This is a genomic window from Phenylobacterium sp. (assembly GCF_022402485.1).
Lineage (GTDB): Bacteria > Pseudomonadota > Alphaproteobacteria > Caulobacterales > Caulobacteraceae > Phenylobacterium.
Genome location: NZ_JAKRSA010000004.1, coordinates 4,102 through 30,466, shown reverse-complemented (window position 1 = coordinate 30,466; position 26,365 = coordinate 4,102). Strand labels below are relative to the sequence as shown.

General features: G+C 64.8%; 24 protein-coding genes. 13 read left to right on the top strand and 11 right to left on the bottom strand.

Annotation, left to right across the window (positions count from 1 at the left end; translation table 11 throughout):
- Complete coding sequence (locus MH112_RS00800) at nucleotides 1–1,143, bottom strand: cysteine desulfurase family protein (protein ID WP_296562727.1); 1,143 nt, start codon at nucleotides 1,141–1,143, stop codon at nucleotides 1–3.
- Nucleotides 1,140–1,580, bottom strand: coding sequence for an Rrf2 family transcriptional regulator (locus MH112_RS00795; protein ID WP_296562725.1), 441 nt, complete (start codon nucleotides 1,578–1,580; stop codon nucleotides 1,140–1,142). The genes MH112_RS00800 and MH112_RS00795 overlap by 4 nt, the downstream gene beginning before the upstream one ends.
- A 155-nt stretch (nucleotides 1,581–1,735) precedes the next feature.
- Between MH112_RS00795 and MH112_RS00790 the strand changes: the two genes are divergently transcribed.
- Nucleotides 1,736–2,386 (top strand): alpha/beta hydrolase, encoded by a 651-nt coding sequence (locus MH112_RS00790; RefSeq protein WP_296562723.1) that lies wholly within the window; start codon nucleotides 1,736–1,738, stop codon nucleotides 2,384–2,386.
- A 12-nt stretch (nucleotides 2,387–2,398) separates the two neighbouring features.
- Here the strand turns inward: MH112_RS00790 and MH112_RS00785 are convergent, their stop codons facing one another.
- Together MH112_RS00785 and MH112_RS00780 are read right to left on the bottom strand one after the other, a co-directional pair.
- Entirely contained in the window at nucleotides 2,399–3,715 is a 1,317-nt protein-coding gene (locus MH112_RS00785) for an amidohydrolase (RefSeq protein ID WP_296562721.1), read from the bottom strand.
- Nucleotide 3,716: 1 nt separating this feature from the next.
- The gene (locus MH112_RS00780) at nucleotides 3,717–4,844 is read right to left on the bottom strand and encodes an anhydro-N-acetylmuramic acid kinase (protein WP_296562719.1); all 1,128 of its coding nucleotides are present in this window, start codon (nucleotides 4,842–4,844) and stop codon (nucleotides 3,717–3,719) included.
- A gap of 267 nt (nucleotides 4,845–5,111) precedes the next feature.
- Here MH112_RS00780 and tyrS point away from each other — a divergent pair, with 267 nt between their 5' ends.
- From tyrS to MH112_RS00760, 4 genes are all read left to right on the top strand, one after another.
- Nucleotides 5,112–6,368: a tyrosine--tRNA ligase gene (gene tyrS / locus MH112_RS00775; protein ID WP_296562717.1), complete on the top strand. Its 1,257-nt coding sequence runs from the start codon at nucleotides 5,112–5,114 to the stop codon at nucleotides 6,366–6,368.
- A 25-nt stretch (nucleotides 6,369–6,393) separates the two neighbouring features.
- Nucleotides 6,394–6,864, top strand: coding sequence for a peroxiredoxin (locus MH112_RS00770; protein WP_296562715.1), 471 nt, complete (start codon nucleotides 6,394–6,396; stop codon nucleotides 6,862–6,864).
- Nucleotides 6,865–7,115: 251 nt separating this feature from the next.
- Nucleotides 7,116–8,282, top strand: coding sequence for a M23 family metallopeptidase (locus MH112_RS00765; RefSeq protein ID WP_296562713.1), 1,167 nt, complete (start codon nucleotides 7,116–7,118; stop codon nucleotides 8,280–8,282).
- Nucleotides 8,260–8,778 (top strand): polymer-forming cytoskeletal protein, encoded by a 519-nt coding sequence (locus tag MH112_RS00760; protein WP_296562712.1) that lies wholly within the window; start codon nucleotides 8,260–8,262, stop codon nucleotides 8,776–8,778. Before MH112_RS00765 ends, MH112_RS00760 begins: the two co-directional genes overlap by 23 nt.
- Before the next feature lie 57 nt (nucleotides 8,779–8,835).
- Here MH112_RS00760 and prfB read toward each other — a convergent pair.
- The 3 genes from prfB to MH112_RS00745 all read right to left on the bottom strand — a co-directional run bounded on the left by prfB (nucleotide 8,836) and on the right by MH112_RS00745 (nucleotide 13,674).
- Nucleotides 8,836–9,949, bottom strand: a protein-coding gene (prfB, locus tag MH112_RS00755; RefSeq protein WP_296562710.1) for a peptide chain release factor 2 whose coding sequence is annotated in 2 segments (ribosomal slippage) — nucleotides 8,836–9,879 and nucleotides 9,881–9,949 — 1,113 coding nt in all. Because the reading frame shifts where the segments join, the coding sequence is not laid out codon by codon here.
- 78 nt (nucleotides 9,950–10,027) lie between these two features.
- Nucleotides 10,028–12,409: a penicillin-binding protein 1A gene (locus tag MH112_RS00750; protein ID WP_296562708.1), complete on the bottom strand. Its 2,382-nt coding sequence runs from the start codon at nucleotides 12,407–12,409 to the stop codon at nucleotides 10,028–10,030.
- A 116-nt stretch (nucleotides 12,410–12,525) separates the two neighbouring features.
- Nucleotides 12,526–13,674 (bottom strand): N-acetylmuramoyl-L-alanine amidase, encoded by a 1,149-nt coding sequence (locus MH112_RS00745; protein WP_365785756.1) that lies wholly within the window; start codon nucleotides 13,672–13,674, stop codon nucleotides 12,526–12,528.
- Between the two features lie 447 nt (nucleotides 13,675–14,121).
- Here MH112_RS00745 and MH112_RS00740 point away from each other — a divergent pair, with 447 nt between their 5' ends.
- From MH112_RS00740 to MH112_RS00730, 3 genes are all read left to right on the top strand, one after another.
- The gene (locus MH112_RS00740; protein ID WP_296562703.1) at nucleotides 14,122–16,773 is read left to right on the top strand and encodes a ribonuclease E/G; all 2,652 of its coding nucleotides are present in this window, start codon (nucleotides 14,122–14,124) and stop codon (nucleotides 16,771–16,773) included.
- Nucleotides 16,774–16,935: 162 nt separating this feature from the next.
- The gene (locus MH112_RS00735) at nucleotides 16,936–18,372 is read left to right on the top strand and encodes a M48 family metalloprotease (RefSeq protein ID WP_296562701.1); all 1,437 of its coding nucleotides are present in this window, start codon (nucleotides 16,936–16,938) and stop codon (nucleotides 18,370–18,372) included.
- A 59-nt stretch (nucleotides 18,373–18,431) separates the two neighbouring features.
- On the top strand, nucleotides 18,432–19,145 hold the full coding sequence (locus MH112_RS00730; RefSeq protein ID WP_296562699.1) for a DsbA family protein: 714 nt from the start codon (nucleotides 18,432–18,434) through the stop codon (nucleotides 19,143–19,145).
- Nucleotides 19,146–19,185: 40 nt separating this feature from the next.
- Here the strand turns inward: MH112_RS00730 and MH112_RS00725 are convergent, their stop codons facing one another.
- Nucleotides 19,186–19,986 carry a thiazole synthase gene (locus MH112_RS00725; RefSeq protein WP_296562697.1) on the bottom strand — a complete coding sequence of 267 codons (801 nt, stop codon included), beginning with the start codon at nucleotides 19,984–19,986 and terminating at the stop codon, nucleotides 19,186–19,188.
- Between the two features lies 1 nt (nucleotide 19,987).
- A complete protein-coding gene (gene thiS, locus MH112_RS00720) occupies nucleotides 19,988–20,188 on the bottom strand; it encodes a sulfur carrier protein ThiS (protein ID WP_296562695.1) in 201 nt (66 codons plus the stop codon).
- 88 nt (nucleotides 20,189–20,276) lie between these two features.
- On the opposite strand from thiS, the gene aroQ reads away from it, so the two are divergent.
- Genes aroQ through aat form a run of 4 tightly spaced genes read left to right on the top strand, consistent with a single transcriptional unit; the run spans nucleotide 20,277 to nucleotide 23,221 of the window.
- Nucleotides 20,277–20,714 carry a type II 3-dehydroquinate dehydratase gene (gene aroQ, locus MH112_RS00715; protein ID WP_296562692.1) on the top strand — a complete coding sequence of 146 codons (438 nt, stop codon included), beginning with the start codon at nucleotides 20,277–20,279 and terminating at the stop codon, nucleotides 20,712–20,714.
- A 27-nt stretch (nucleotides 20,715–20,741) separates the two neighbouring features.
- The gene (accB, locus tag MH112_RS00710) at nucleotides 20,742–21,212 is read left to right on the top strand and encodes an acetyl-CoA carboxylase biotin carboxyl carrier protein (RefSeq protein WP_296562690.1); all 471 of its coding nucleotides are present in this window, start codon (nucleotides 20,742–20,744) and stop codon (nucleotides 21,210–21,212) included.
- A 4-nt stretch (nucleotides 21,213–21,216) separates the two neighbouring features.
- Complete coding sequence (accC, locus tag MH112_RS00705) at nucleotides 21,217–22,569, top strand: acetyl-CoA carboxylase biotin carboxylase subunit (RefSeq protein WP_296562689.1); 1,353 nt, start codon at nucleotides 21,217–21,219, stop codon at nucleotides 22,567–22,569.
- Between the two features lie 4 nt (nucleotides 22,570–22,573).
- Nucleotides 22,574–23,221, top strand: coding sequence for a leucyl/phenylalanyl-tRNA--protein transferase (gene aat / locus MH112_RS00700; protein ID WP_296562687.1), 648 nt, complete (start codon nucleotides 22,574–22,576; stop codon nucleotides 23,219–23,221).
- Here aat and MH112_RS00695 read toward each other — a convergent pair.
- Both MH112_RS00695 and MH112_RS00690 read right to left on the bottom strand, forming a co-directional pair.
- Complete coding sequence (locus tag MH112_RS00695) at nucleotides 23,167–23,772, bottom strand: DUF2155 domain-containing protein (RefSeq protein WP_296562685.1); 606 nt, start codon at nucleotides 23,770–23,772, stop codon at nucleotides 23,167–23,169. The two genes, aat and MH112_RS00695, sit on opposite strands and share 55 nt — an antisense overlap.
- Nucleotides 23,773–23,782: 10 nt before the next feature.
- Nucleotides 23,783–24,178, bottom strand: a complete 396-nt coding sequence (locus MH112_RS00690) for an NADH:ubiquinone oxidoreductase subunit NDUFA12 (protein ID WP_296562683.1) — start codon at nucleotides 24,176–24,178, stop codon at nucleotides 23,783–23,785.
- 169 nt (nucleotides 24,179–24,347) lie between these two features.
- Between MH112_RS00690 and MH112_RS00685 the strand changes: the two genes are divergently transcribed.
- A partial coding sequence (locus MH112_RS00685; protein WP_296562681.1) for a ribonucleotide reductase occupies nucleotides 24,348–26,365 on the top strand: 2,018 nt, incomplete at its 3' end.

Genomic DNA, 26,365 nt, shown 5'->3' with positions numbered 1-26,365 from the left:
TCAGGCCGCAGGCGCGCGGCGGCGCGCGGCGTGGCGTTCATAGGCCGTGATCCAGGCCTCTACCATGTAGGTCCAGTCTTCGGCCCGGCTGGACCAGCCGCCAGACACCCGGATTGCCGAACCGGCGAGATCGTCCAGGCCCATGGCCAGCAGGACATGGCTGGCCTTTACCTTGCCCGAGGAACAGGCCGAACCGGCGCTGACCTGAACCCCCGCAAGGTCCAGGGTCATGACCTGCAGCTCAGCAGGAAAGCCCGGCGCGGCAATGCAAAGGGTATTGGGCAGACGTTCGACATCCGAGCCCACAGGAACGGCACCGGCTGCCGCAAGAGCCGCCTCCGCGGCGTTACGCCACCCAGCTTGCCCTCCGGCCAGTTCCAGGTCCCGCTGCGCCGCCTCAGCGGCGGCACCAAATCCCACCAGACCAGGGACGTTTTCGGTCCCGGCCCTGCGACCTCGCTCCTGCCCCCCGCCATGCAGGCGACGCACAAGGTTTGCCCGAGGCCCAAAGGTCAGGGCACCAGCCCCGGGAGGCCCGCCGATCTTGTGACTGGAAATCGCCAGGGTGTCGGCACCCAGGGCCCGGCTGTCGACGGCAATCCGGCCGGCCGCCTGAACGGCGTCGACGTGAAGCCATCCCCCAGCCTCGCGCACCAGGACGGCGGCCTCGGCCACCGGCTGGATCACGCCGGTCTCATTATTGGCCAGCATCAGAGCGACAAAGGGACGGCCATGGGCATCGTCCCAGGCCTTCAGATGCGTGGCCAGGGTGTCGAGGTCCAGGCGACCGTTGGGCTTTACGGCCAGCCGAACAACCTCAGCCCCCGACGCCTTGGCGGTCTCCAGCACCGCGTCATGTTCGATGGCGCTGACCAGCAGCCGACGGGCCCCGCCGGCCACGGCGCTTTCAATCGCCAGGGCATTGGCCTCAGTGCCGCCGGAGGTGAAGACAATGGTGGAAGCCGGCGCACCAATCAGGGCCGCCACCTGGGCGCGGGCGTGCTCCATCCGAGCCCGGGCCGCGCGGCCCATCCCATGGACAGACGAGGGATTGCCCCCCGCGTTCAGAGCGGCGGTCATTGCCGCCAGAGCCTCAGGCCGGATCGGCGCTGTGGCGTTATGATCCAGATAGACCGGGCTCATGCGGCCCTCGTCCGGGACTCGTCGCCAAGTCGGCCACTGACCACATCGGCCAGGCTCACCGATTCCAGATAGACGTGAATTTGCCGACCCATCTCCTCCCAGAGATCATGGGTCAGGCACTTCTCGCCACTCAGCATACAGCCCTTCCGGGAGTCCTTTGTGCAGCGCGTGGCCTGGAGGGGTTCATCCACGGCCAGGACGATATCGGCGATATTGGTCTCACTGGCCTTGCGCGCCAGCCGGTAACCACCCCCCGGGCCCCGGGCGCTGACCACCAGGCCCTGACGTCGCAGACGCGCAAACAGCTGTTCGAGATAGGACAGCGAAATCTCCTGGCGCTGCGCGATTTCCGCCAGGGCGACGGCCTTGTCGCCCTCTCGCCGGGCCAGGTCGGCCATGGCCATGACCGCGTATCGTCCCTTGGTGCTCAAGCGCATCTGGTCAGGCCCGCCTTGCAGTTTTCCCGCGCATCAGACGGAGCCTGTGCTACAAGCCGCGCCTTCACATGGCTCGATTTTCCGACTGAACGCATGGATGCGATCTAGGAAGACCAAGCCCTGTAGTCAAGTATTCGGCGGCACAAGAGGATGGCATGCCAGAGGTGGTTCTGACGGGCGCAGCCGGGCGGATTGAGGGGCGGTACGCCCAGGGCAAGACGGAAAATGCGCCCGTGGCGCTGATCCTTCACCCCCACCCGAAGGCCGGGGGTCAGATGAACAACCCGGTCGCCGTACAGCTCTATCACTTGTTCATGAAGCGAGGCTTCTCCGTCCTGCGCTTCAATTTCCGCGGCGTGGGCCGCAGCCAGGGGGAGTTCGACTCCGGGATCGGTGAGCTGGCCGATGCGGCCACCGCCCTTGACTGGCTGCAGACCACCAACCCTGCGGCCTCCCAGTGCTGGGTGGCGGGCTACGACTTTGGTGCCTGGGTCGGCATGCAGCTTTTGATGCGTCGCCCGGAGACCGATGGCTTCATCTCCGTTTCGCCGCCCACCAACATGTACGACTTCAGCTTCCTGGCCCCCTGCCCGGCCTCGGGCTTGATCCTGCAAGGCTCAGCCGACACCGTCACGCCCCCGGTGGAGGTGGAACGGGTGGTGTCAAAGCTGCGGACCCAGAAGGGCATTGTCATCGACTACGATCTGGTCGACCAGGCCAACCACTTCTGGACCGAGCGCCTGGTCGAGGTGGAAACCCGCGTGGGCAACTATCTCGACAAGCGCCTGGCCGCCCTGGAGGCCTGAGGCCTCACGGCCTCAGTCGGCCGGGGCGGTCGCCGTCCTGTCGAGGAAATCCAGCGCAGTCAGGACCTGAGCCCGCACGCCAACTTCCAACGCGGCTTCATCAATGGTGAAGTAGGGGGAGTGATTTGTGCCCGGCGGAAAACCAACCCCCAGCCGGTAAAACAGGCCAGGCACGACAGCCTGAAACTCCGCAAAGTCCTCCGCGCCGGTGATCTGACCCGTCGATGGATCAACAGGACCTGAGGCCGCCGCCAGCAGGGTCGGGGCCATCAGTCGGGCGAGGTCTGCGTCATTGCTCACCACAGGCACGGCCCCGCCCAGGGTCAGCTTCCCCTGCGCCCCATAGCGGGTGACGATGCTGTCCACCGCGCCCTGCATCTGGGCGATGGTGGCGGTCCGCATGTCCGGATCAAAGGTCCGCAGGGTGCCGGCCATCATCATGTCCTCGGGAATGATGTTGTGTCGAACCCCGCTCTGAATGACGGCCACCGTGATCACCGTCGGCGATCGCGCCACGTCCAGCCGGCGCGACGCGATCTGGTTGAAGGCCTGGACAATCTCGGCGCTCATGGACGCCAGATCGATCCCGTCCCAGGGACGCGCGCCGTGGGTCTGCTTTCCCTTGATGCGGATTTCGTAGGAGTCGGCAGCCGCCATCATCGGGCCGCTGCGATAGGCGATCGCGCCTACCTCGCCCGGGCTCACATGCAGGCCAAAAATAGCCCCAGGCCGGGGATTGGCCAGCACACCTTGCGCCACCATCATGGCTGCGCCGCCCTCTTCCCCGGGCGGAGGCCCCTCCTCGGCCGGCTGGAAGATCAGCACCACGGTGCCCGCGATCTCCGCCTGCATCCCGGCAAGGATTTCAGCCGCCCCCATCAGGATCGCCACATGAGCGTCATGCCCGCAGGCGTGCATCACCGGCGTCGGCTGGCCGTTGTACTCACCGATGACCTTTGAGGCGAAGGGCAGACCGGTCTTCTCCTCCACGGGCAGGGCGTCCATATCGGCGCGCAGGGCAACCACGCCGCCGGGCTTGCCGCCCTTCAAGGTCGCCACCACGCCGGTATGGGCAATTCCGGTTTTCACCTCATAGCCCAGGGCCCGCAGGTGCTCGGCCACCAGGGCGGAGGTGCGGAACTCACGGTTCCCCAACTCTGGATGCTGATGGATGTCCCGGCGCCAGGCGACGACCTTGGGCTGCAGGGCCGAGGCGGCCGCAAACACCGCAGTCTTGTGGCGACTGTCCTCAGCGGAGGCCGACCCACCCCAGGCGAAGAGGGCCATTGCAGTACCCAACAGGGCGGCCTTGGTGATGATCTGGCTCATATCAGGCCCCCTGGCGTGGTGTGGCCGGCCGGGCAATACGGCCGCCCTTCATTGGGGTCGTTGCCCCTGTGGTCTGTGGAAATGAAATGGGCAGATCCCGCGACGTGCGGGCCGCCAGAAAGGCGAAGGCTTCGGCCTCGATGGCGTCGCCGCGCCAGTTTACATCCTCGGCGCTCTGGACATGGGCCTTCAGGCGCTCACGCAGGGCCTTCATGATCTCTGGATTATGCCGCCCGCCGCCACAGACGATGACCACTGATGGCGCGGTCTGCAGCTTCTGGAAGCCCAGCTTCACCGCTTCGGCGGTAAAGGCGACAAGCGTGGCCGCAGCATCTTCCAGCTTCAGAGGGGCGAGAGGCTCCAGGGAGAAATCATAGCGGTCCAGAGACTTGGGCGGTGGGGCGTCGAAATAGGGATGCGCCAGCAAGGCGCGGAGGATCCCTTCGTCCACCATACCCACGCTGGCATAGTTGCCCTTGTCGTCGAAACGCCCCGCGCCTCTGTCCTGCACCAGGAGATCGATCATCCCATTGCCGGGGCCCGTATCGAAGGCCACGAGTTCGCCCACTCCTGGCCAAAGGGTGACATTGGCGACGCCGCCAAGGTTCAGCACCGCCAGGGGGGGCTGAAAGTCTGAGGCGCGCGCCCGGGCCAGATGATAGATCGGCGCAAGCGGTGCCCCTTCGCCCCCGGCCGCCACATCGGCTGAACGGAAGTCAAAGGCCACAGGAACGCCGGTCTGATCGGCCAACCAGGCCGCATCCCCCAGCTGAACGGTGCGCCCGACCTGGCCGACTTTCGGCCGTTCATGCAGCACCGTCTGGCCGTGCATCCCGATCAGATCGATATCGGACCAGGCGAGGTTGTTGTCAGCCAGGAAGGCTTCAGCTGCCTCGAAGTGTTCCCGGGCAATGGCGGCGGACGCCTCGGCGAACACCGCCGGCTCCGGCGTGTTCCGCGCCCATCCGCGGGCAGCGTCGGTGGCGGCCAGCACCAGTTTTCGAACCGGCTCGCTGAGCTTGCGCTCGCCCGCCGGGCCAAAGGCTTCAATGGTCTCGCCATCGGTCTCCAGCACCGCCATATCGACGGCGTCGAGGGAGGTGCCGGTCATGAATCCCAGTACGCGCATCGCCCTTGACTGCCATGGCTCGCCGCCGCTAGCTAGCCGGATGATCGATCGCCGTTCCAGCACCGGCCTCTATTACCGCGCCCTCTAAGGCGGCGCGGATCGATCTCCTGCGCCCGCCAGTCCTGGCCGGCGCCCCCTTCGAACCTTTCAAAGACCGCCGACCTCCGAACCTCTCAAGGAGTCAGCTTGTCCCTCGAAATCCGTTCCGCAGCCGTGCTAGAGCCCGGCCTATCCGCAAATGACCGCCCCGTCGCAGTGAGTCCCAAGATGTCCGACCCCGCCTTCAAATCTGACTTCCTGAGGGTGCTGCGCGACCGGGGCTACATCCACCAGGTCACCCATCCAGCCGAGCTGGATGAGGCGGCTTCGAGCGGCATCGTCACGGCCTATATCGGCTTTGACGCCACAGCCCCGTCCCTGCATGTGGGCTCGCTGATCCAGATCATGATGCTGCGCAGGCTGCAGCAAAGCGGGCACAAGCCCATCGTTCTGATGGGCGGCGGGACCACCAAGATTGGGGATCCGACAGACAAGGACCAGTCGCGCCCGCTCCTGACCGAGGCGCAGATTCAAGCCAATATCGCGTCGATCAAGACGGTTTTCGCCAAGTTCCTGCGCTTTGGTGACGGGCCCACCGACGCGATCATGGTCGACAACGACTCCTGGCTGTCGACCTACGGCTATGTGGAGTTCCTGCGGGAGTTCGGGGTTCACTTCACGATCAACCGGATGCTGGCCTTCGACAGCGTCAAGACCCGGCTGGAGCGCGAACAGCCGATGACCTTCCTCGAGTTCAACTACATGCTCATGCAGTCGGTGGACTTCCTCGAGCTCGAGCGGCGCTTTGGCTGCGTCCTGCAGATGGGCGGCTCCGACCAGTGGGGCAACATCGTCAATGGGGTCGAGCTGATCCGGCGGGTGGAGCAGAAGCCCGCCTTTGGCCTGACCACGCCTCTCCTATCCACGGCCTCGGGCCAGAAGATGGGCAAGACCGTGGGCGGGGCCGTGTGGCTCAACGCCGATATGCGCAGCCCCTATGACTACTGGCAGTTCTGGCGCAATACCGAGGACGCCGATGTCGGCCGTTTCATGCGGCTGTTCACCGACCTGCCCCTGGACGACATCGCCCGGCTGGAGGCCCTGGAAGGCGCGCAGATCAATGAAGCCAAGAAGGTTCTGGCCAATGCCGCCACGACCCTGCTGCATGGGGAAGATGCGGCACGGGCGGCTGAAGCGGCGGCTGTGGCGGCCTTTGAACAGGGCCAAGTCTCCGGCGACCTGCCCAGCTTTGAAGTCCCTCGTGGGGTTTTGGAAGCCGGCGTGGTGCTGGCGGCCCTGGCTGCGGACGCCGGCCTGGCGGCTTCCCGGGGCGAGGCCAGGCGGCTGGCCCAGGGTGGCGGCCTACGGGTCAACGACACGGTGGAGACCGACGGCAACCGGACGCTGAACGCATCCGATCTGGTCGACGGGGTCATAAAACTGTCGGCCGGCAAAAAGAAAATCGTTCTGGTCCGCCCTGTCTGAGGCGCACCCCCAAGGAGATAGAAACATGGCTGAACTGACGGTGGGCGCCGCTGCGCCGGCGTTTGAACTCGACGGGCCGACCGGGCCCATTCGCCTGGCCGACTTCGCCGGCAAATCCCTGGTGGTCTATTTCTATCCCAAGGACGACACCTCGGGCTGCACCAAGGAGGCGATCGACTTCTCGCAGCAAATTGAGGCCTTCACGGCGGCGGGTGCCGTCGTCCTGGGGGTTTCCAAGGACTCCGTGGCCTCGCACGGCAAGTTCGCCGCCAAGCACGATCTGAAGGTTCTGCTGGGATCAGACCCCAGCGGGGCCATGGTCGAGGCCTTTGGGGCCTGGGTCGAAAAAAGCATGTACGGCAAGAAGTATATGGGTATCGACCGGTCGACCTTCCTGCTGGATGGCCAAGGCAAGATCGCTGGCGTCTGGCGCAAGGTAAAGGTGCCCGGTCATGCCGAGGCCGTCCTCAAAGCTGCCCAAGCCCTTAAGGGTTAGGCCACAGCGGTCGCCCGCGCTTCGGAACCAAACCCGAGCAAACTGTGTTGTAGAATTGTCGCGCGTTCAGGGAATGTCAGGGATCGCCCTGACGGTCGTTTGATCCATATGGCGCGACGCAATGGTCTCGGTTATCGAGATGATGAATCATTGAGCGCAGAGGGGCTTTTGTTCCCTTCCGGCGCGAAGCCTCTTGCGCGCCCCATTGATCTCATTGCATATCGGCGTCGCTGCTCCAGATCACTGTAGCGATGAGCATGAAACGCATAACGCGCCTCCGCCGTTCGCTCGAAGAGCTTTTCCCCGAGCGCCACCTCTATGTCCGCTCCGGCGGCGAGATGCGCGCCTATGTCCTGACCACACCCAAGCAGATTTTGGGGGCTGGCGCGCTCGCTGCTGCCGCACTTTGGATGGGCATCTCCACGGCCGCCATGATGGTCGGTGCCATGGAGATGTCGGCCAGCGATCAGGAAATCGCCCGCACTGAGGCCAAGTACGAACGCTGGATTGCTGATCGTCAGGCTCGCCTGAACAGCGCAGTCGCTCAGTTGAACGCGACCAATGGCTCGATTGACGACCTCGCCCTGTCGGTGGAACGCCGACATGCGGCCCTGGCCATGCTGCTCAGCGACTATCGGGATACGCCCGGCGCCGCCGAGGCCCTCTCCCCCGAAATTCAGCAGGCCGCCGCCGACCCTTCAATCACCGATCCGGTGCGCCGGGTTGAGCTTGTCCGGGCCAGCCAGGAGCGCTTGCTCGACTCCGCAGACAACTTCGCCAAGGGCCGCGCTGAACGCCTGCGCATGGCCTTCCGCCTCGCCGGTCTGAGCCCCAACGGCTACGCCCCTCGGTCCGGTGCCCTCGGCGGCCCGCTGATTGAGGCCCGCGATCCAAAGGCCCTGGCGGCCGTCCTGGACGTGGACGAGGATTTCGCCGCACGGATCCAGCATGCGGCGACCAATCTCTCTGAGGCTCGCGCCCTGGGCTCTGCGGCTGAGAAACTGCCCCTTGCCAAACCGATCTCGGGCGGCCGGCAGACCAGTGGTTTCGGCGTGCGGTTTGACCCGTTCACCAAGCGTCCGGCCTTCCATTCTGGCCTCGACTTCGGCGGTCCCTTCATGACCCCCATCCTGGCCACCGGGCCTGGGGTCATCTCCTTCGCTGGGGTACGTTCAGGCTACGGCAAGACCGTTGAGATTGATCACGGACAGGGTTTCAAGACCCGCTACGCCCACATGCAAGCTATCGCTGTGAAGCCCGGCCAGCGGGTCGCCGTCGGCCAACGCGTGGGGGGCATGGGCTCCACCGGGCGCTCCACCGGAGTGCATCTGCATTATGAAGTCTGGGTCAACGGCCGCGCGCAGAACCCCAGCCGTTTCGTGAAGGCGGGCGAGTATGTTCAGCAAGCAGCCGACTAAGTCGGATCTCACCAACAAGACGGCCATGCGCATGGATACCCCCATGCTCGCGCCTTCAGACAGCGGACAGGCGCGCAAAGCCCCGTCCGTGGCCTCGCTCATTTCGGAAAACCTGACCATTGAAGGCGGGATCACCGGTGAGGGTGAGCTGCATATTGATGGCATCGTCCGTGGGGACGTCCGGATTGGCAAGCTGACCATCGGCGATACCGGCCATGTGGAAGGCTCAATCTTCGCCGAGGCCGTCGAGGCCCGCGGTCGGGTGATTGGCGCCATCACCGCCAAGCAGGTCAGGCTCTATGGTACCTGCTACATCGACGGCGACATCACGCACGAACAACTGGCCATGGAAACGGGTGCCTTCTTCCAGGGGCGCAGCCTGAAATTCCAGCGTCCTCCGGCCCCTCCCGCAGAAGCGCCGGCCAAGCCGGCCCAGGCCGTGCTCGAAGCCCCTGTCGCCAGCAGCGCCGCGCCGGAAGCCAAACCCGCTTACTGAGAGTTCTGAAGACGATTGAAAGGTGCTGGAACGCTTTTCGCGAGCCTGCGCCTTTGATCAGTCCTCTCGGGTGATTCCGACCCGCTGAGCCAAGGACGCCCCCATAAAGGCATCCAAGTCGCCATCCAGGACGCCGTCGGTGTCTGAGGTCTCGACGTCGGTGCGCAAGTCCTTGACCATCTGATAGGGCTGCAGGACGTAAGAGCGGATCTGGTGGCCCCAGCCGATATCGGTCTTCTGGTCTTCCAGTGCCTGTTGCTCAGCCTCGCGCCGCTGTAACTCGCGCTCATAGAGCCTCGCCCGCAGCATCTTCCAGGCCTCTTCGCGGTTAGCGTGCTGAGAGCGCCCCGCCTGGCAGGCCACCACAACGCCCGTGGGGATGTGGGTCAGTCGAACCGCAGAGTCGGTCTTGTTGATGTGCTGCCCGCCGGCCCCTGAGGCCCGGTAGGTGTCGGTGCGGACATCCGCGGGATTGATCTCGATCTCAATGGTGTCGTCCACCACAGGGAAGACCCAGACTGAGGCGAAGCTGGTATGGCGCTTGGCGTTAGAATCGAACGGGGAAATCCGCACAAGCCTGTGCACGCCAGCCTCGGTCTTCAGCCAGCCATAGGCGTTGGCCCCCTTGACCTGCAGGGTCGCCGACTTAATGCCCGCCTGTTCGCCGGAGGTTTCTTCGACCAGCTCGACGCTCATGCCGTGCTGCTGGGCCCAGCGGCTGTACATGCGCAGCAGCATGCCCGCCCAGTCGTTAGACTCAGTGCCGCCGGCCCCGGAATTGACTTCCACATAGGCGTCATTGCCGTCGGCCTCGCCCGACAGCAGGGCCTCGAGCTCGGCTCGAGCGGCCCGCTCCTTGATTGCAGCGAGCTCGGCACGCGCCTCATCCAGGCTGGCCTCGTCACCCTCTTCATCGGCCATTTCGGCCAGGGCGACGGCGTCTTCCAGCCCCCGCTCGAGGCTGCGAACCGACTCAACCTGGCCAGCCAGCCGCTGGCGTTCGCGCATCAGCGCCTGGGCCTCGGCGGCATTGTCCCAAAGGCTCGGGTCCTCAACCCGGGCGTTCAGTTCGTCAAGATGACGAAGGGCCGGTTCCCAGTCAAAGACGCCTCCTGAGCAGTCCGATGGACTGCTCGATGTCGGCCGCCATGGCCTCGACATCCGCTCTCATGGATCGCTCCTGGCAATCGGTGCTGACCTCTGACGCAGCAGAGGTTTCCGGGGGCAGCGGGATAGCGTGGCCAACGGCCTAATACAATCCGCTCATCTCATCGGCGGGCGCGGCCGCCTCCCGTGCGTCCCCAGCCCCGGAAACCCGGCCATCGGGCCAGACCTTGTTGTAAGGCATCGGACCGCTGGAGCCGGGCGTCACAGTCGGCGTTGGGGCCCGAGGCTCAGTACCGGGTCGGAAAGCCTCGCGGATCCCACGCACTGTGGCGTATTTGGCGTTATCAGGGGCCTGGAAATCAGCCTCGGGCACGCCCTTGATGGCTTCCTGCATGAAGGCCGTGAAGATCGGGGTCGCGGCGGTGGTGCCTGTCTCACCAAATCCTAGGGGGCGGTTGTCATCAAAGCCGATGAATACCCCAGCGACGATCTGTGGCGTGAACCCGACAAACCAGGCGCTGCGATACTCGTTGGTGGTGCCCGTCTTGCCGCCGACGGGCCGCCCCAACACCGACGCGGACGTCGCCGTCCCCCGCTGCACAACCCCCTGCAGCATGGAGGTGATCTGATAGGCCGTGATCGGGTCCATCACCTGCTCCCCGGCCAGCGGCACCCGCGGGCTCTCGTCCCCGTTGAAGCCGGCAACGCAGCGAGGGCATTCCCGGCGATCGGCGCGGTAGATGACCTTGCCTTCGCGGTCCTGCACCAGCTCGATCAGATGAGGCTCAATCCGGCGTCCACCATTGACGAAAGCTGCATAGGCCGCGGTCAGTCGGAAGGGCGTGGTTTCGCCCGCCCCCAGGGACATGGCGAGCACTGGCTCCATCCTGTCCACCACACCCATGCGGACGGCCAGATCGCTGATCTTTCGCATTCCCACCCCTTGGGCGAGACGAACGGTCATGGCGTTGCGCGAGAGCTCCAACCCTCTCCGGAGGGTCAATGCCCCATAGTACTGGCGGTTATAGTTCTCCGGTGTCCACGACTCCCCTTCCCGGCCCTGCAGGGTGATCATCGAGTCCATCACCACGCTGGCGGGGGTGTACTCATCCTCAAGGGCCGCCGCATAAACGATGGGCTTGAAGGCTGAGCCGGGCTGCCGCATAGCCTGGGTGGCCCGGTTGAAGTTCGACAGGGAGAACGAATAGCCCCCCACCATGGCCAGGACACGGCCAGAATGGGGCTCAATGGCCACCAAAGCGCCATTCACCTGCGGCACTTGCTTCAGACGGAAGGCACCACCGTCGCTGGATGGCGGCTCAACAAAGATGAGATCGCCCACGGCCAAGCCCTTGCCGGCCCTGGCCCAGGTCACGTCCTGTCCGGCCAGAGGACCTTGCACGCCGCTTTCGGCCACCTCGACCTGCACATCGCCCCCGGCGACCCGGGTGACAACGGCGGCCCGCCATCTGCGCCGTTCAGCCGGTGCAGCTGCCTTCTCGGCCACAGCCTGCCAGCCGGGCCGGATCTCCACCTTGCCCCAGGCTCCCCGCCAACCGTGGCGACGATCATAGGCCTCCAGCCCGTCCATCAGGGCGACACGCGCTGCGGTCTGCAAGGCCGGATCAAGGGTTGTCCTCATATAGAACCCGCCCTCGTTCAGGCGAGACCCCAGGGTGTCCAGGCCCCGGCGGCGGACCTCTTCGACGAAATAGTCGGCATCCCGATACTTCGCCCGGCTAGGCGCCGCCTGGACCACCAGGTCCTGCGCCTTGGCGCTCTCAGCCTCAGCTTCGGTCACCCACCCGAGATCGGCCATCTCCCCGATCACCCAGTTGCGCCGCGCGATGGCCGCGTCCTTGCGACGTAGGGGATGATAGTTCTGTGGCCCCTTGGGCAGGGCGGCGAGATAAGCGGCTTCCGCCAAGGTTAGGTCAGTGATCGACTTGCCAAAATAGTTGAAGGCGGCCGCGCCGACACCGTAGGAGCGATAGCCGAGCCAGATCTCGTTCAGATAGAGCTCAAGAATCTGCTCCTTGCTCAGGGTCTTCTCCAGCCGCTGGGCCAGGACCGCTTCCTTGAACTTGCGGCCAATGGTGGCGTCGCTGTTCAGCAGGACGTTCTTGGCCACCTGCTGGGTGATGGTCGATCCGCCTTCTAGACGACGTCCCTGGGCGGCGTTCAGAACGTTCTTCATCATCGCCCGGGTCAGGCCCATGGCGTCGACGCCGCCATGCTGGAAGAAGTTGCGATCCTCAGCCGCCATGATGGCCTGAACCATGTGGGGTGGGATCTGGTCATAGGGCACGTAGATCCGGCGCTCGCGCGAGAACTCACCGATCAAGGTGCCGTCCCAGGCATAGGCCCGCGTCGAGGTTGGCGGCCGGTAGTCCACCAGTTCCCCGGCGTCGGGCATGTCATGGAACAGCCAGGCCGCATAGATCGCCACGGCGAACCCCGCCACGGCGATGAGGCTGAGAACCGCTACACCGGCGATTGCGACCCATCTCTCAGGGGGATGCAACTGTGCTGACCTCCGCAGGCACCCTCGCCTGTCAGACCGTCATCTAACGCGCAACTCGCCGGGCGCCAACGCTCACGACACCGCAGGCAGATCCGACCGTGCTCAGGCCGCAACAATCAGCGCGCGGCCACCTGAGACTGTTGCTGGAAATAGGTGTCGATGGCGTCACCAACACTGTTCATGAAGCGGGTGCGCCGGCCTTCATCAGACAGATTGGCTTCATCATGGACATTGGTCATGAAGCCCATCTCCAGCAGCACGGCTGGCACGTCGGGGGCGAGAAGCACCACAAATCCCGCGTCCCTATGGCTGCGCCGGAGGAGCGGCATGTGTTCGTCGGCACGTTCCAGAATCAGTTCCGCGAAGTTGGCCGACCGATTCTTGGTTGCCCGCTGGGTCAGATCGAACAGAATGTCCCGTACGCCCTGGTCGCCGCTGCTGGTGCTGGTGTTCATGAACCAGTCGTCCTTGGAGACAAACCTGGCCGCACGCCCGGAGGCCTGTTCAGAAAGGGTGTAGACCGACGCCCCCCGGGTGGTGGTTTCAGCGCCCGCATCCGCGTGCAGAGAGATGAACAGGTCTGCCCCTGCCCGCCGGGCGATCTGCACCCGGTTCTCCAACGGCACATAGACATCGGTGCTGCGGGTCATGACCACCTTGTACTTGCCGCCCCGCTCAAGGCGGGCCTGAAGGGCGAGCGCGGCGGCCAGGGTGACATCCTTTTCGACGCCCTTGGAGCCGCGGGCACCGGGGTCCCGGCCCCCATGTCCGGCGTCGATCACGACGACTCGCTTGAGCGGCAGGGGCTTGGCGGCCGGAGCGGCCGGACGACGGGTCGGGCGGGAAATGAAAGTGGCGCTTGGCGGTCCCACCGAGGCGATGTCGATCACATACCTGTAGTGGTCCACCCCATCAGCTGGGGGGAGTAGAAAGCGGCGCTTGATTACGCCTGCACCGTTGAGATCGACCTGCAAACGGGCCGAGCCTTGGGCGTTGTCGATCATCCAGGCCTTGACGAGACCGCGGCCCGACCCCTGCAGGCTGGCCTTCGCGCCCACCCCCGGCAGGGAGATGACCACGCGCCCGCCAGCGCCATCTTGGCTGACCCGCCCGGTGGCTCCGCGATTGAGATCAATGACAAGACGCGTCTCGGTGCTGTCGCCGCCCAGGCGCACGCCCATGACATCCACGCCTGGGGCAGCCGCGTGGGACACGGCGACCGCAGCAAGGCCGCCCAGGGTCGCCACGGCGACACCGGCGCACAACAAACGCGCCTTCCTGAAGACCTTGTCCAGGCTTGCAAACATACGCTGACACACCCACCGAAACGTTTCTGCGACGTTGAACGGACATTGAACCTGATCGCTGTGGAAAAAGGGTTAAGGGGGCGAGCGCCACGACGACGGCTTTCCTTTTTTCCCTCGGTGTTGCAAAGTCGCTTTGCGCAAGGAGCGGCCTGACTCACAGGCCCACCATTTCGCGCGAAAACCAGTGTCGGCCCGACCGCTGTTCGGCGGCGACGCTCCACCGATCCCCGCCTTGCAGGCGTGACTAGGACACACCCATGGGCAGCGTCGCCCGAGCCCCATTCCGGCGTCCGGCCGGCCGCGCGGCCGCCCCCGTTGCTGTGAACAGAGACCCTGCACGCGCCCTCATGATTAGCCGGCAGCGCCCGAACGCAAGTTTCGTGGCGCGCCGTGGAGACTCACTAAATGTCGAAGAAGATGCTTATCGATGCGGCCCACGCCGAAGAGACGCGGGTGGTCCTGATCGACGGCTCGCGTGTTGAAGATTTCGATTTCGAGAGCAAAAACCGCAAGCAACTCAGGGGAAATATCTATCTCGCCAAGGTTACCCGGGTAGAGCCCAGTCTCCAGGCGGCGTTCATTGAATATGGCGGCAACCGACACGGGTTCCTCGCCTTTAATGAAATTCACCCTGACTACTATCAGATCCCGGTTGCGGACCGGGAGGCGCTTATGCGTGAGGAGGCCGAGGACGAAGACTCCTTCGAGCCTTCGGCGCGATCGGCCGACCCCGATGACGAAGATGCCGAGGCCGTCGTCGATGAAGATGACGTGATGGAAGAAGAGGTGGCCCGTCGCCGGCGCCGCCTCATGCGCAAGTACAAGATCCAGGAAGTGATCCGCCGCCGGCAGATCATGCTGGTGCAGGTCGTCAAGGAAGAGCGCGGCAATAAGGGCGCAGCCCTGACCACCTATCTCTCCCTGGCCGGGCGCTATGGCGTCCTGATGCCCAACACGGCCCGTGGCGGCGGCATCAGCCGGAAGATCACCACGGCCACCGATCGCAAGCGCCTCAAGAGCGTGGTCCAGGGCCTGGATGTGCCCCAAGGCATGGGTCTGATTGTCCGCACCGCGGGTGCCAAACGGACCAAGGCCGAAATCAAGCGCGACTACGAATATCTCCTGCGGCTTTGGGAGAACATCCGCGAGAACACCCTGCACTCCATTGCGCCGGCCCTCATCTATGAGGAAGAGGACCTGGTGAAGCGGGCGATCCGCGACCTCTACGACAAGGACATCGACGGTGTTTTCGTCGAGGGTGAGGCGGGCTTCAAGGAAGCGCGTGACTTCATGCGCATGCTGATGCCGTCCCAGGCCAAGAAGGTGCAGCTCTATCGCGATCCCGAGCCGCTCTTCGTCAAATACAAGGTCGAGGACCACCTCTCGCAGATCTATAGTCCAGTGGTGCCCCTGCGCTCAGGCGGCTATCTGGTGATCAACCAGACCGAGGCCCTGGTGGCCGTGGATGTGAACTCCGGGAAGTCCACCCGCGAGCGCAACATCGAAGCCACCGCACTGAAGACGAACCTAGAGGCTGCCGAAGAGACCGCTCGCCAGCTGCGTCTGCGCGATCTGGCCGGCCTGATCGTCATCGACTTCATCGACATGGATGAGTCGAAGAACAACCGCGCCGTTGAGAAGCGCCTGAAGGACTCCCTCAAGGACGACCGCGCCCGCATCCAGATGGGCAAGATCAGCGGCTTTGGCCTGATGGAAATCAGCCGCCAGCGTCGCCGGACCGGTGTGCTGGAAGGCACCACCCACGTCTGCGAACACTGCAACGGCACAGGCCGCGTGCGGTCGGTGGAATCCAGCGCTCTGGCCACCTTGCGCGCCTTGGAGATCGAAGCCCTCAAGGGCGGCGGCGAGGCAAATCTCAAGGCACCCCGGGCCGTGGCCCTTTATATTCTCAATGAAAAGCGCGCCCATCTGGCTCGCATACATGAGACCTTCGGCCTGTTCGTGACGGTCATCGTCGACGACGCCATGCCCCATGCCGACTACGAAATCGAGCGGACGGCCAATGAGACCCGCCCCGACCATGCCGTCATCATTACCCAGGCCCGCTCGCGCCTGGATCTGATTGAGGACGATGGCTACGACGACTCCTACGAAGACGAGGAGGACGAAGAGGACGAGGACGAGGACGAGCCCGCTGTTCGCGCCGCCGTCTCTGAGGAAGACGACGAAGACGAGGACGATGAGGACGAGGCCCGGGAAGTGGCCTCCGGCGAGGAAGAAGGCGATGCCCGCAATCGTGGCCGGGGCCGCCGCCGCCGCCGCCGCGGAGGTCGCCGCGAAGAGGAAGAACGGCCCGCAGCGCCTGAAGCCGACATCCGTCTCGACGACGAGAACGGTGGTCGCCGGCGCCGTCGTGGTCGCCGCGGGGGACGGCGTCTGCGCGAGGACCGTCCGGGCGAGACCTTCGCCTGGGTGCGCCCCTGGGTTCCCTATGGTGAAGACCCCTTCGTCTGGTTTGACCTGTCTGAGGACCCGCGCATGGCGGTTCCCGAACAGGGCGCTGCGCCGGTCCAAGCTGTGGTCCAAGCCGTGTCCCAAGCCGCACCCACAGACACCGATCGCCCGGCCGCTGTCGCTCAGGTCTCAGGATCAAGCGAGGACGACATCTGGGTCGAGTTGCCCGAGGCCGATGAAAAGCCCAAGCGCCGCCGCAGCCGTGGCAAGGCCAAGGTCGCCGCTGATCCTGTGACGGCGTCACCTGAAGCCGTGGCAGAAGCCCCGGTCGCCGCTGAAGCGGAGGAGGTGTTACCTGAAATGGTGTCAGCTCCTGAGCCCGAAGCTGTCCCTGTCGCCGACGCCCCCAAGCCCAAGCGGACCCGGACCCGGCGCAAGGCTGAACCGAAAGTTGAGGCAGAGCCCCAAGCGCCTCAGGCGGCCAGCGAACCGGAAGTTCAAGCCGAACCGATGGCTCCGCCGGCCGCAGCCCCGGAGCCTGTGGTGGAATCGGCCCCTCAGCCGACTGAAGTGGCCGCCGATCCGGCTGAGATTACAGCGCCTCCCACAAAGCCCCGTCGGGGGTGGTGGCGGCGCGGCTGAACAGCCTGAGTCCCCTTTTCACCTGATGGCTCCCCTTGAGCAGGGTGAAAAGGAGCTCTAACTCAAAGGTTTAGAGCATTTCCCGACCTGATACTGTTTCACAGCGGTCGGGAAATGCTCTAGGCTTCCACCTGGTTAGGGGGAGCTAGCAAGAGAGTGTGCATGGCCTCCCCCCTGCCCTTCCCGCCCCGGAATTCTTCATTCGGCCCAAGGGCGTTTCGGCGGCTGATCGGTCGCTTGGCCCTGGCGGTGAGCTTGGCGGTAACGCCCGTGGCGGCTCAGGCCCAGCAGGGTATGTCCCTGATCCGCGACACAGAAATCGAAGCTATTCTGAAGGCAGATTCAAAACCCATCCTTGAGGCTGCCGGCATCAATCCCGACAGCATTGAGATCTTGATCATCGGCAGCCGCGAGTTGAACGCTTTCGCGGGGCCAGGGAGGATGGGGTTCTTTACAGGCCTGATCCTGGAATCTGAGAACCCCAATCAGCTTCAAGGAGTGATCGCCCACGAGGTCGGCCACCTGGCCGCTGGTCACAGCGCGCGCTCCGGCGATATGCAGCGGGTCGGCCTGCAGCCCTTCCTGCTCACCATGGGACTGGGGGTTCTGGCCGCTTTTGCCGGCGCAGGCGACGCCGCCATCGCCTTGATGAGCAGTGCCAACCAGTTCGGCACCCTCGCGGTCCTGGGCTACAGCCGCGAACAGGAGAGCCGCGCCGATCAGGCCGGCCTGACCATTCTCGATCGCGCGGGCCTGTCAGGCCGTGGCCTTGTCGAGTTCTTCGACAACTTCCGCTATCAGGAGGTGTTCCAGGAAGCCCGCCGCTACGCCTATTTCCGTAGCCATCCCCTGTCGTCAGACCGAATCGACACTCTGCGCCGCAAGGCCGAGACCCTGCCCGACTGGGAGAAGGTCGACAGCGAAGAGGCCATGGAACGGCATCGGATCATGCAGGCCAAGTTGCAGGGCTTCCTCAATCCGCAGCGGGCCATCGTCGAGTATAGCGAGACCGACACCAGCTATCCGGCCCGCTACGCCCGGGCCATCGCCTACTACCAGATGAAAGAGCCAGACCGGGCCTTGCGCCTGATCGACGCCCTGCTGACCGAGCAGCCTGAAAATGCCTATCTCTGGGAGCTGAAGGGCCAGATCCTGTTCGAGTTTGGCCGCACCCGGGAAGCAGAGGCCCCACAGCGCCGTTCCGTCGAGTTGATGCCCGAGGCCCCTCTTCTGCGGGTCAATCTCGGCCAGACTCTGATCGCGATGAATGATGACGCAAAGCTGGAAGAAGGCGTCAACGAGCTCAAGCGCGCCCTTACGCTAGAGAACGATAACGCCGTCGCATGGCGCCTGTTGGCCGAAGGCTATGACCGGCGCGGAGAAGATGGCTCAGCACGGCTGGCGACTGCGGAGTACAATTTCCATATCGGCAATCGCCAGCAGGCCAGGGTTTTCGCCATGCGGGCCCGTGACCAGCTCACCCGGGACACCCCGGAGTGGCGCCGGGCAACGGACATCGTTTTGACCTCAAACCCCTCCCGTGAGGATCTGCGCGAACTGGCGCAGGAGGGCGCGATCGCCTCGGGCTCGGTCCGTTAGGTCAGCCCCACCTTGATCCTGCGCCAAAAAATCTGTCTGGAACTCTGATGAGACATACCTTGCCTGCCCTTGCTGTTCTCCTGGCCTCTACCCTGGCGCTTGGCGCCTGCAATCGCACCGCCGATGAAGCATTTGGCGAGCGCGTCCGCGCCTATCTGCTTGAAAACCCAGAGGTGATTGAGCAGGCCGTGCAGAAGCTCGGGGAGAAGCGAGAGATAGAGGCAGCCCAGGCCGCATCGTCAGTCCTGGCCACCAAACGGGCGGCGCTGGAGCAGGACCCCAGGGACTTTGTCGCCAATCCCCAAGGGACCATCACGGTGACCGAGTTCTTCGATTACCGTTGCGGCTATTGCAAGGTTGCCGCCGTTGAGATGGCGAAGATCATTGCCGAAAACCCCGACGTCCGGGTCGTGTTCAAGGAATTCCCGATCTTCGGCGAGCAGTCCGACGAGACGGCCGCCATCATGCTCACCGATCTGGTCAAGCCCAAGACCCTGGAACTGCATGATCGCCTGATGGCTGAAAGATCTTTGGATGACGCTGCCATCGACCGTCACCTGCGGGCCGTAGGGATCGATCCCGCAGCGGCGCGCAAGGCCGCTGAGGCTCCAGCCATCCAAAGGCAGCTGGAGGAGACCCATGAACTGGCGGCCAGTCTGGGCATCAATGGCACGCCGGCCTTCGTCATCGGCGATCGCCTGATCTCCGGTGCCGATATGGAATCGGTGAAGGCTGCGATTACCGCCGCACAGGCCGCCAAGATCGGCGGCTAAGCCTCCGTCGAAGGTCGATCCTCCATTCGGAGGCCGGTGCCTAGATCAGCCCTGAAAGCGGCGAGGACGGGTCGGCATACATCCGCTTGGGCATGCGGCCAGCCAGATAGGCCTGGCGACCGGCGATCACCGCATGGCGCATGGCACTGGCCATCAGGATCGGATCACGGGCCTCAGCTATGGCGGTGTTCATGAGCACCGCATCGCAGCCCAACTCCATGGCCACGGCGGCGTCGGAGGCGGTACCGACACCGGCGTCTACCAGTACCGGCACCTTGGCCTGCTCGATGATCAGGGCCAGGTTCAGCATGTTCTGAATGCCCCGACCGGAGCCGATGGGCGCGCCAAGCGGCATGATGGCTGCGGCACCGGCCTCCTCCAGCTTCTGGGCATAGACCGGATCATCGCTGCAATAGACCATCACCTCAAACCCGTCGGCGATCAGCAGCTTCAGGGCCCGAAGAGTCTCCTCCATGTCCGGCAGCAGGTGTTTGGTGTTGGACAGCACCTCTAGCTTGACCAGGTTCCATCCCCCGGCCTCCCGGGCCAGGCGCAGGGTGCGCACCGCATCTTCGCCGGTGAAACAGCCGGCGGTATTGGGCAGGAAGGTGAAGCGGTCAGGCTTCACATGATCCACCAGCATGGGCTGGCTGGGGTCCGACAGGTTCACCCGGCGGATCGCCACGGTGACGATTTCTGCGCCGGCGGCTTCAGCCGCAGCGGCGTTGGTGGCGTAGTCCTTGTACTTGCCCGTGCCCACGATCAGGCGGGAGGTGAAGGTGCGGCCAGCCACGGTCCAGGTGTCTTGCGCGTCCTGCGCGCCGGTCCGGGTGTCTTCCATGTCAGCCGCCTCCGATGAAGTGCACGATCTCGATCTGGTCGCCATCGGCCACCGGGGTCTGCTCATAGGCCGACCGGGGTACGATCTCCAGATTGCGCTCAATGGCCACCTTGCGGGAATCCAGGCCAAGGTGCGCCACGAGGGCTGCCAGGTGCGGCAGGGGGGCAAAAACCTGCACTTCCCCGTTGATCGTCAGCTTCATGCTCAACTCTCGCCGTCCCATGCGGCTGCGGTGCTTGTGACCCCCGTCTGCGACCGTTACAAGACAGCGGAATCGCCGGCGGAGCCGAATGTCCAAACCGATCTATGTGCTGAGCGGCCCCAATCTCAACCTCCTGGGCGTCCGCGAGCCTCAGATTTATGGAAGAGAGACCCTGGATGACGTTCGCAAGGCCTGCGAGCGCCGGGCGGAGTCCCTTGGCCGAACGATTGAGTTCCGACAGTCCAACCATGAGGGCGTCCTGATCGACTGGGTACAGGAGGCCAGAACGGCCGCCAGCGCCCTGGTGATCAACCCCGCCGGCTATGGCCATACCTCCGTGGCGCTGCTCGACGCCCTCAAGACCCTCGAGGTCCCGGTCGTCGAGTGCCACCTTTCCAACCCGGCGGCGCGCGAAACGTTCCGTCGACACACCTATGTGTCCCTCGCTGCGACGGGAGTCGTGTCAGGCTTCGGCGTGGCGAGCTATGAACTGGCCGTTGAGGCCGCCGCGCGCCTTAGCGCCTGACGCCTCCCAGCAGCAAGGATCCCCCAAATGGCTAGCAGCCCCAAGGCTTCCGCCGATCCGCTCGACGCACGTCTGGTGCGCACTTTGGCAGACATCCTGACTGAGACAGGGTTGTCTGAGATCGAAGTCGAGCGTGACGGCCTCAAGGTCCGGGTGGCCCGTCAGGTCACCGTAACCGCGACCGTGACCGCCCCGCAGGCGGTGGCCGCCCCCCAGGCCGTGGCCGAGTCGCCTGCGACACCGGCCGCGCCGGTCCGCAAGGCCGGCGATGCGGTGAACTCCCCTATGGTCGGCACGGTCTATCTGCAGCCGCAGCCCGGGTCCCCCAGCTTCATCAAGGTGGGAGATACCGTCCAGGCCGGCCAGACCCTGATGATCATTGAAGCCATGAAGACCATGAACCCGATCCCGGCCCCCCGGGCCGGCAAGGTGGTGGAGATTCTGGTTTCCGACGCCCAGCCCGTCGAATTCGGCGAGCCCCTGGTCGTCATCGAGTAGGTCGATGTTCGAAAAGATCCTGATCGCCAACCGGGGCGAGATCGCCCTGCGTATCCATCGGGCCTGCAAGGAGATGGGTATCTCCACCGTGGCGGTCCATTCCGAGGCCGATTCCGGTGCCATGTGGGTGCGGCTGGCTGATGAAAGCGTCTGCATCGGGCCGGCTTCAGCCGCCAAGAGCTATCTTAACATCCCCGCCATCATCGCTGCGGCAGAGATCACGGGCGCCCAGGCCATCCACCCTGGCTACGGCTTTCTATCCGAGAACGCCCGCTTCGCCGACATCGTCGGGGCCCACGGGTTCACCTTTATCGGTCCCAAGCCCGAACACATTCAGATGATGGGCGACAAGATCACCGCCAAGCAGGCGGTGATGCGGGCTGGCATCCCGGTGGTCCCAGGCTCGGCCGGGGCCTTGACCACCGAAAACGAAGCCATGGCTGCGGCCGACGAGATCGGATTTCCGGTGCTGATCAAGGCCGCGGCCGGCGGTGGCGGGCGCGGCATGAAGGTCGCCCTGGACCGCGAGAGCCTGGCCGAGGCCGTCTCGACAGCGCGGTCTGAGGCCAAGGCGGCCTTTGGCGACGACGCCGTCTATATGGAGCGGTACCTCCAGAAGCCTCGCCATATCGAGATCCAGGTGGTCGCCGACTCCTTCGGCAATGTCTGCCATTTGGGCGAGCGCGATTGCTCTCTCCAGCGCCGGCACCAGAAAATCCTTGAGGAGGCCCCTTCCCCGGCCATCGACGCAGCCGCCCGCGAGAAGATCGGCAAGGTGGTGGTCGATGCGATCAAGGCCATCGGCTACCTGGGCGTTGGCACCATCGAGTTCCTGTATGAGAACGGCGAGTTCTTCTTCATCGAGATGAACACCCGGCTGCAGGTGGAGCATCCCGTTACCGAGGCCATCACCGGCATCGATCTTGTCCGGGAGCAGATCCGCATCGCCGCCGGCCTGCCCCTGTCCTTCACTCAGGACCAGGTGGTGTTCGAGGGCCATGCCATTGAGTGCCGGATCAATGCCGAAAATGCCCGGACCTTTGTCCCTTCGCCCGGCAAGGTCACCGACTTCCATGCCCCTGGCGGCCTGGGTGTGCGGCTCGATTCTGCGGTTTATGCCGGCTACGTCATCCCGCCCTATTATGACAGCCTGATCGGGAAGCTCATCGTCCATGGCCGGGACCGGGAAGAATGCCTCGCCCGGGTCAATCGCTGCCTTGGCGAAATGGTGGTGGGCGGCGTGGATACGACCATTCCCCTGTTCCAGGACTTGATCCACCAGCCGGCGATCATCGCGGGCGACTACAACATCCATTGGCTGGAAAAGTGGATCAAGGCCCAGGCTGACGAAGCCTGAGGCCATGGACACCTTTGGCCCGCTCCAGTTGCTGGCCTGTTATTCCCGGGGCGTCTTCCCGATGGCGGACGCCCGGGATGACGACAAGATCTTCCTGGTCGATCCCGAGCACAGGGGCGTGCTGCCCCTGGTGGGCTTCCATGTCCCCCGCCGGCTGGCGCGCACTGTCCGCGCTGATCGCTTTGAGGTCCGCTTTGACACGGCGTTTCCTCAGGTTGTGGCGCTCTGCGCCGAAGCCGCGCCTGACCGTAGCGAGACCTGGATCAACGCGATCATTCAGAACCTTTACGTCGAGCTTTTCGCCATGGGGCACGCCCATAGCGTCGAGTGCTGGCGCGACGGTCAATTGGTGGGCGGGCTTTATGGTGTATCCCTGGGCGGGGCCTTTTTTGGCGAGAGCATGTTCTCCCGGGCTACGGACGCCTCAAAGGTCGCCCTGGTCCACCTGGTCGCGCGGCTCATCACCGGCGGTTATCGTCTGCTGGACGCCCAGTTCATCACAGATCACCTGACCCAGTTTGATGCCGAAGAGATCCCGCGGACGACCTATCAGCGCAGGTTGGCCAAGGCTTTGCCGGCCAAGGCGACCTTTGGTGATCAGCCGGGTCTGACGGGCGCTGCCGCCTTGCAGGTGATCAGCCAGGCGTCATAGACCGGATGCTCCAGGGGATTGAGCCCTGGCGCAGCGGCGTACATCCAACCGCGGAAGGCCTGACGGGGCGGCGGCGTCGGACGACCAGCCGCCGGACGGGGCTGAGAATCGATCGTCATATAGGCCATGGCGTCAGGCGCACGCTCGTCTGGTGCCGTCAGCTCACAGGCCCGCACGGTGAACACCAGGGTCTTGTAGCGGATGGGTTGTCCCACCGGCGCCTCAAAGCGAATGGTCTCGGCACTCACCTTATCCAGGGCCTGGATCACCGCGACGTCGTATCGGGCCCGCTTGAGCGGTGCCTTGGGCTCAGCGGGGGTCTCCGGGGCCCGGGCCTTTTCCGGGGGCGGCGGTGCCGCCACGATATCAGGAACCGGCTCCGGCGGCGGAATAGGCAGGGGTGCTTCAACCCCAGGCCCACCTGGGAGCGTTGACGCCGGCGAGGAGGGCGCAGCGCCAGGGGTGTCCGGCGGCGTCTGCGCCACCACTGCGCCGACCGCCATCAGGCCGGCAAGGCCAAGCCCAAACAGGAGAGAGCGCGCATGGCGCATGGCGTCGTGCCTATTCCGGGGTCCAGGGAAGGTAGTCCCCGGTGGCGCGCTGTCGGTCACCGCCCCGTGCCAGGGAGCCCTGCGGCCGATAGGCATGAACCGTCCCGGTCAAATTCGGACGATGGTCCTTCTCCCAGGCCTGTCGCAACAGCGGCTGCACCGTCGGTGGCTCATCGAAAGTGTAATGCAGCCAGCCGTGCCATTCGGCTGGCACTTTAGAGGCCTCGGCATAGCCCGAGTAGATCACCCAGCGACGCTTGCGACCGTCATAGGAGTCCGAAGCGTCCTTGGCCTCATAATAGCGGCTGCCATAATCGTCCTGGCCCACGAAGACGCCGCGACGGCCGATGTGGAAGCGGGCGCCGAGGGTCGCGCCGTTCCACCAAGTGAAGATCGCTTTGAACACGTTGAACTGACCCGGCTGGCAGGAATTTCGGGCGGACTATAGGTCTCCGTCACAGGCCCGTCCAGCGCCCCGCGACCCTCAACATCTTGGGGATGAACCAAGCTGTTTACGCAACATCTATTGCTCGCACCGGGGCCGGTTCTTACGCTGCGCCTCGAGGGAGTCTGCAATGAGTCTGGAGAGCGGCAAGATGGAGCGGCGCATGATCGAGCGCAGCAGCGATGTTGTCGAGGTCCTGGCCCCAGCCTCCTGGCCCAACGCTCAGGTGGACGCCTGGCTGGACTGGGCCGGCGGCGAGCCTGACCTGCCCGCCGCCATCTTCCGTTTCGCCGAGGACCTGGTTCAGGCGGGTCAGCGACAGGGCCTGTTTGAAGGCGTTGGCGCAAGGGGCCGCTTTCGCCGCGAGCTTGGCGCGGCGCTGATGGCTGGGCGTATCGCCCTGCACCTGGTGGCCAGCCCGCCACCGGTGAAAATCAAAGCCGACGCGGACCTTCCAGAGCAATTGGCCAAGCTAACAGCCGCGCACCGAGGGGTCGCTGCAGCTCGAGACGCTGCGCTCAACATCGCCCGCGTTCGCCAGGGGCTGATGGATGCAGTGCATCGCTGTCAGGGCGACCCTGACGCCTGTGCCGACCCCCTGCGCAATCCCAGCCTCGCCAGAGCCGCAGAGTCAGCCCGGTTGGCTGGAGCGTCTGACACCGCCATTCTCGACACCATCGCCCTGGCAAAGTCTGGCGAGACCCGTTTTCCTGTCACCTTGCCTGACCTCGCTCAAGGGCCCCAGGTGCTGGCCATGGTGGCAGGTGCCCCACAGCCCTCACTCCAGAGATCCCTAGGTCTTGCCGCCTGGGAGACCGGCCGCCTCACCGTGGCCTTCGACACCGACATCGAGCCCGCCGTCGCCCATGGGGCGCTCAATCTGATGGCGTTTGGTGCCGGAGAAGACTTTGACCAAGAGACATTCCATCGAACCATAGGGCTCCTGGCCACCGCCTTGACCGCTCTGGCCGAGGGCGCGCCTGTGGCGCTGGGGATCGGCGGCCTCGCCGACTGGCTGGCCGCCCAGGGGCTAGCCTATGACTCTGAGGCCGGCCGAAAGGCTGCGCGGGACCTGTTCGATGCGGCCAACCGCACAGTCCGCCTCGCCTGCCCCCGGATGGTTGGCGGGCTCGCGCTGTTTGACGACCCTGCCCTCGCCCTGATGCTGGGCGGGGCCAGTCCGGCTGGGGAACCCTGGGAAGGACCAATCAGCTTTGCCGAGACCGCCGATGGTCAGGTCGTTCGGGTGATGAGCGAGGCTGCCCTCTGTGGCTTGAGGGCCGTGGGCGCTGATCTGGATGGAGCGCGCTGGCGGCTGCTGGGCCACGGCACCCTTGGAACAGCGCCGGGAATTGACCACGCGGCTCTCATCGCTCGGGGATTTACCGACTATGAAATCGGTGCCGTCGAGGCCGCCCTGCCCTATTGCGCGACCTTGAGTGAAGCCTTCCGTCCGGAGGTGGTGGGTGAGGGTTTCCTCGCCGATGTGCTGGGGGCTCCTGGTGAAGACCTGCATGATCCCCGCTTTGATGCCCTGCGCGTCATGGGTTTCACCGACACAGCCATCGCCGAAGCCGAAGCCTATGCCCTGGGCTCCAGCCGCCTCGACGGACCCGAACTGGCCCTCGACAAGCGGGACATCTTCCTTTCGGCTGATGATCTTGGACCCGCCCCTTACTTGGCTATGCTGGGCCATCTGGGCCAGACCCTGGGAAGACCCGCACAGGCTGATTTCACCCTGCCCTGGGAGGCCATGCCCCAGGACGTTCAGACCTTGATGGAGCAGGCCCGTGAGGCTGGCGTTCCCGTGGTCCGCATTGCCCGGTCCGCCCCCCCCGCCTATCAGCGCCTGGAGCTGCCGCCGGTCCGTGAGGCGCCCCGTCAGGAAGCGCCGCAGCGGCCTGAGCCGGTCGCCGAGGTTACGGTCGAGCGGGTGGTCGAACGGGTGGTGGAACGCGAGCGCGCCCGTCGTAAACTGCCAGATCGCCGCAAGGGCTATATCCAGAAGGCCTCGGTAGGGGGGCACAAGGTCTATCTGCACACCGGCGAGTATGACGAAGGCGAGCTTGGTGAGATCTTCATCGACATGCACAAGGAAGGCGCGGCTTTCCGGTCCCTGATGAACAATTTCGCCATCGCAGTATCTAT

What these genes read in the sequence shown, in the direction of transcription:
- aroQ (WP_296562692.1), top strand. Translation starts at nt 20,277, where the DNA reads ATGTCCAAACCGATCTATGTGCTGAGCGGCCCCAATCTCAACCTCCTG.
- MH112_RS00770 (WP_296562715.1), top strand. Translation starts at nt 6,394, where the DNA reads ATGGCTGAACTGACGGTGGGCGCCGCTGCGCCGGCGTTTGAACTCGAC.
- MH112_RS00790 (WP_296562723.1), top strand. Translation starts at nt 1,736, where the DNA reads ATGCCAGAGGTGGTTCTGACGGGCGCAGCCGGGCGGATTGAGGGGCGG.
- MH112_RS00795 (WP_296562725.1), bottom strand. Translation starts at nt 1,580, where the DNA reads ATGCGCTTGAGCACCAAGGGACGATACGCGGTCATGGCCATGGCCGAC.
- MH112_RS00735 (WP_296562701.1), top strand. Translation starts at nt 16,936, where the DNA reads ATGGCCTCCCCCCTGCCCTTCCCGCCCCGGAATTCTTCATTCGGCCCA.
- MH112_RS00740 (WP_296562703.1), top strand. Translation starts at nt 14,122, where the DNA reads ATGTCGAAGAAGATGCTTATCGATGCGGCCCACGCCGAAGAGACGCGG.
- MH112_RS00780 (WP_296562719.1), bottom strand. Translation starts at nt 4,844, where the DNA reads ATGCGCGTACTGGGATTCATGACCGGCACCTCCCTCGACGCCGTCGAT.
- thiS (WP_296562695.1), bottom strand. Translation starts at nt 20,188, where the DNA reads ATGAAGCTGACGATCAACGGGGAAGTGCAGGTTTTTGCCCCCCTGCCG.
- MH112_RS00695 (WP_296562685.1), bottom strand. Translation starts at nt 23,772, where the DNA reads ATGCGCCATGCGCGCTCTCTCCTGTTTGGGCTTGGCCTTGCCGGCCTG.
- accC (WP_296562689.1), top strand. Translation starts at nt 21,217, where the DNA reads ATGTTCGAAAAGATCCTGATCGCCAACCGGGGCGAGATCGCCCTGCGT.
- tyrS (WP_296562717.1), top strand. Translation starts at nt 5,112, where the DNA reads ATGTCCGACCCCGCCTTCAAATCTGACTTCCTGAGGGTGCTGCGCGAC.
- aat (WP_296562687.1), top strand. Translation starts at nt 22,574, where the DNA reads ATGGACACCTTTGGCCCGCTCCAGTTGCTGGCCTGTTATTCCCGGGGC.
- MH112_RS00725 (WP_296562697.1), bottom strand. Translation starts at nt 19,986, where the DNA reads ATGGAAGACACCCGGACCGGCGCGCAGGACGCGCAAGACACCTGGACC.
- MH112_RS00800 (WP_296562727.1), bottom strand. Translation starts at nt 1,143, where the DNA reads ATGAGCCCGGTCTATCTGGATCATAACGCCACAGCGCCGATCCGGCCT.
- MH112_RS00760 (WP_296562712.1), top strand. Translation starts at nt 8,260, where the DNA reads ATGTTCAGCAAGCAGCCGACTAAGTCGGATCTCACCAACAAGACGGCC.
- accB (WP_296562690.1), top strand. Translation starts at nt 20,742, where the DNA reads ATGGCTAGCAGCCCCAAGGCTTCCGCCGATCCGCTCGACGCACGTCTG.
- MH112_RS00785 (WP_296562721.1), bottom strand. Translation starts at nt 3,715, where the DNA reads ATGAGCCAGATCATCACCAAGGCCGCCCTGTTGGGTACTGCAATGGCC.
- MH112_RS00765 (WP_296562713.1), top strand. Translation starts at nt 7,116, where the DNA reads ATGAGCATGAAACGCATAACGCGCCTCCGCCGTTCGCTCGAAGAGCTT.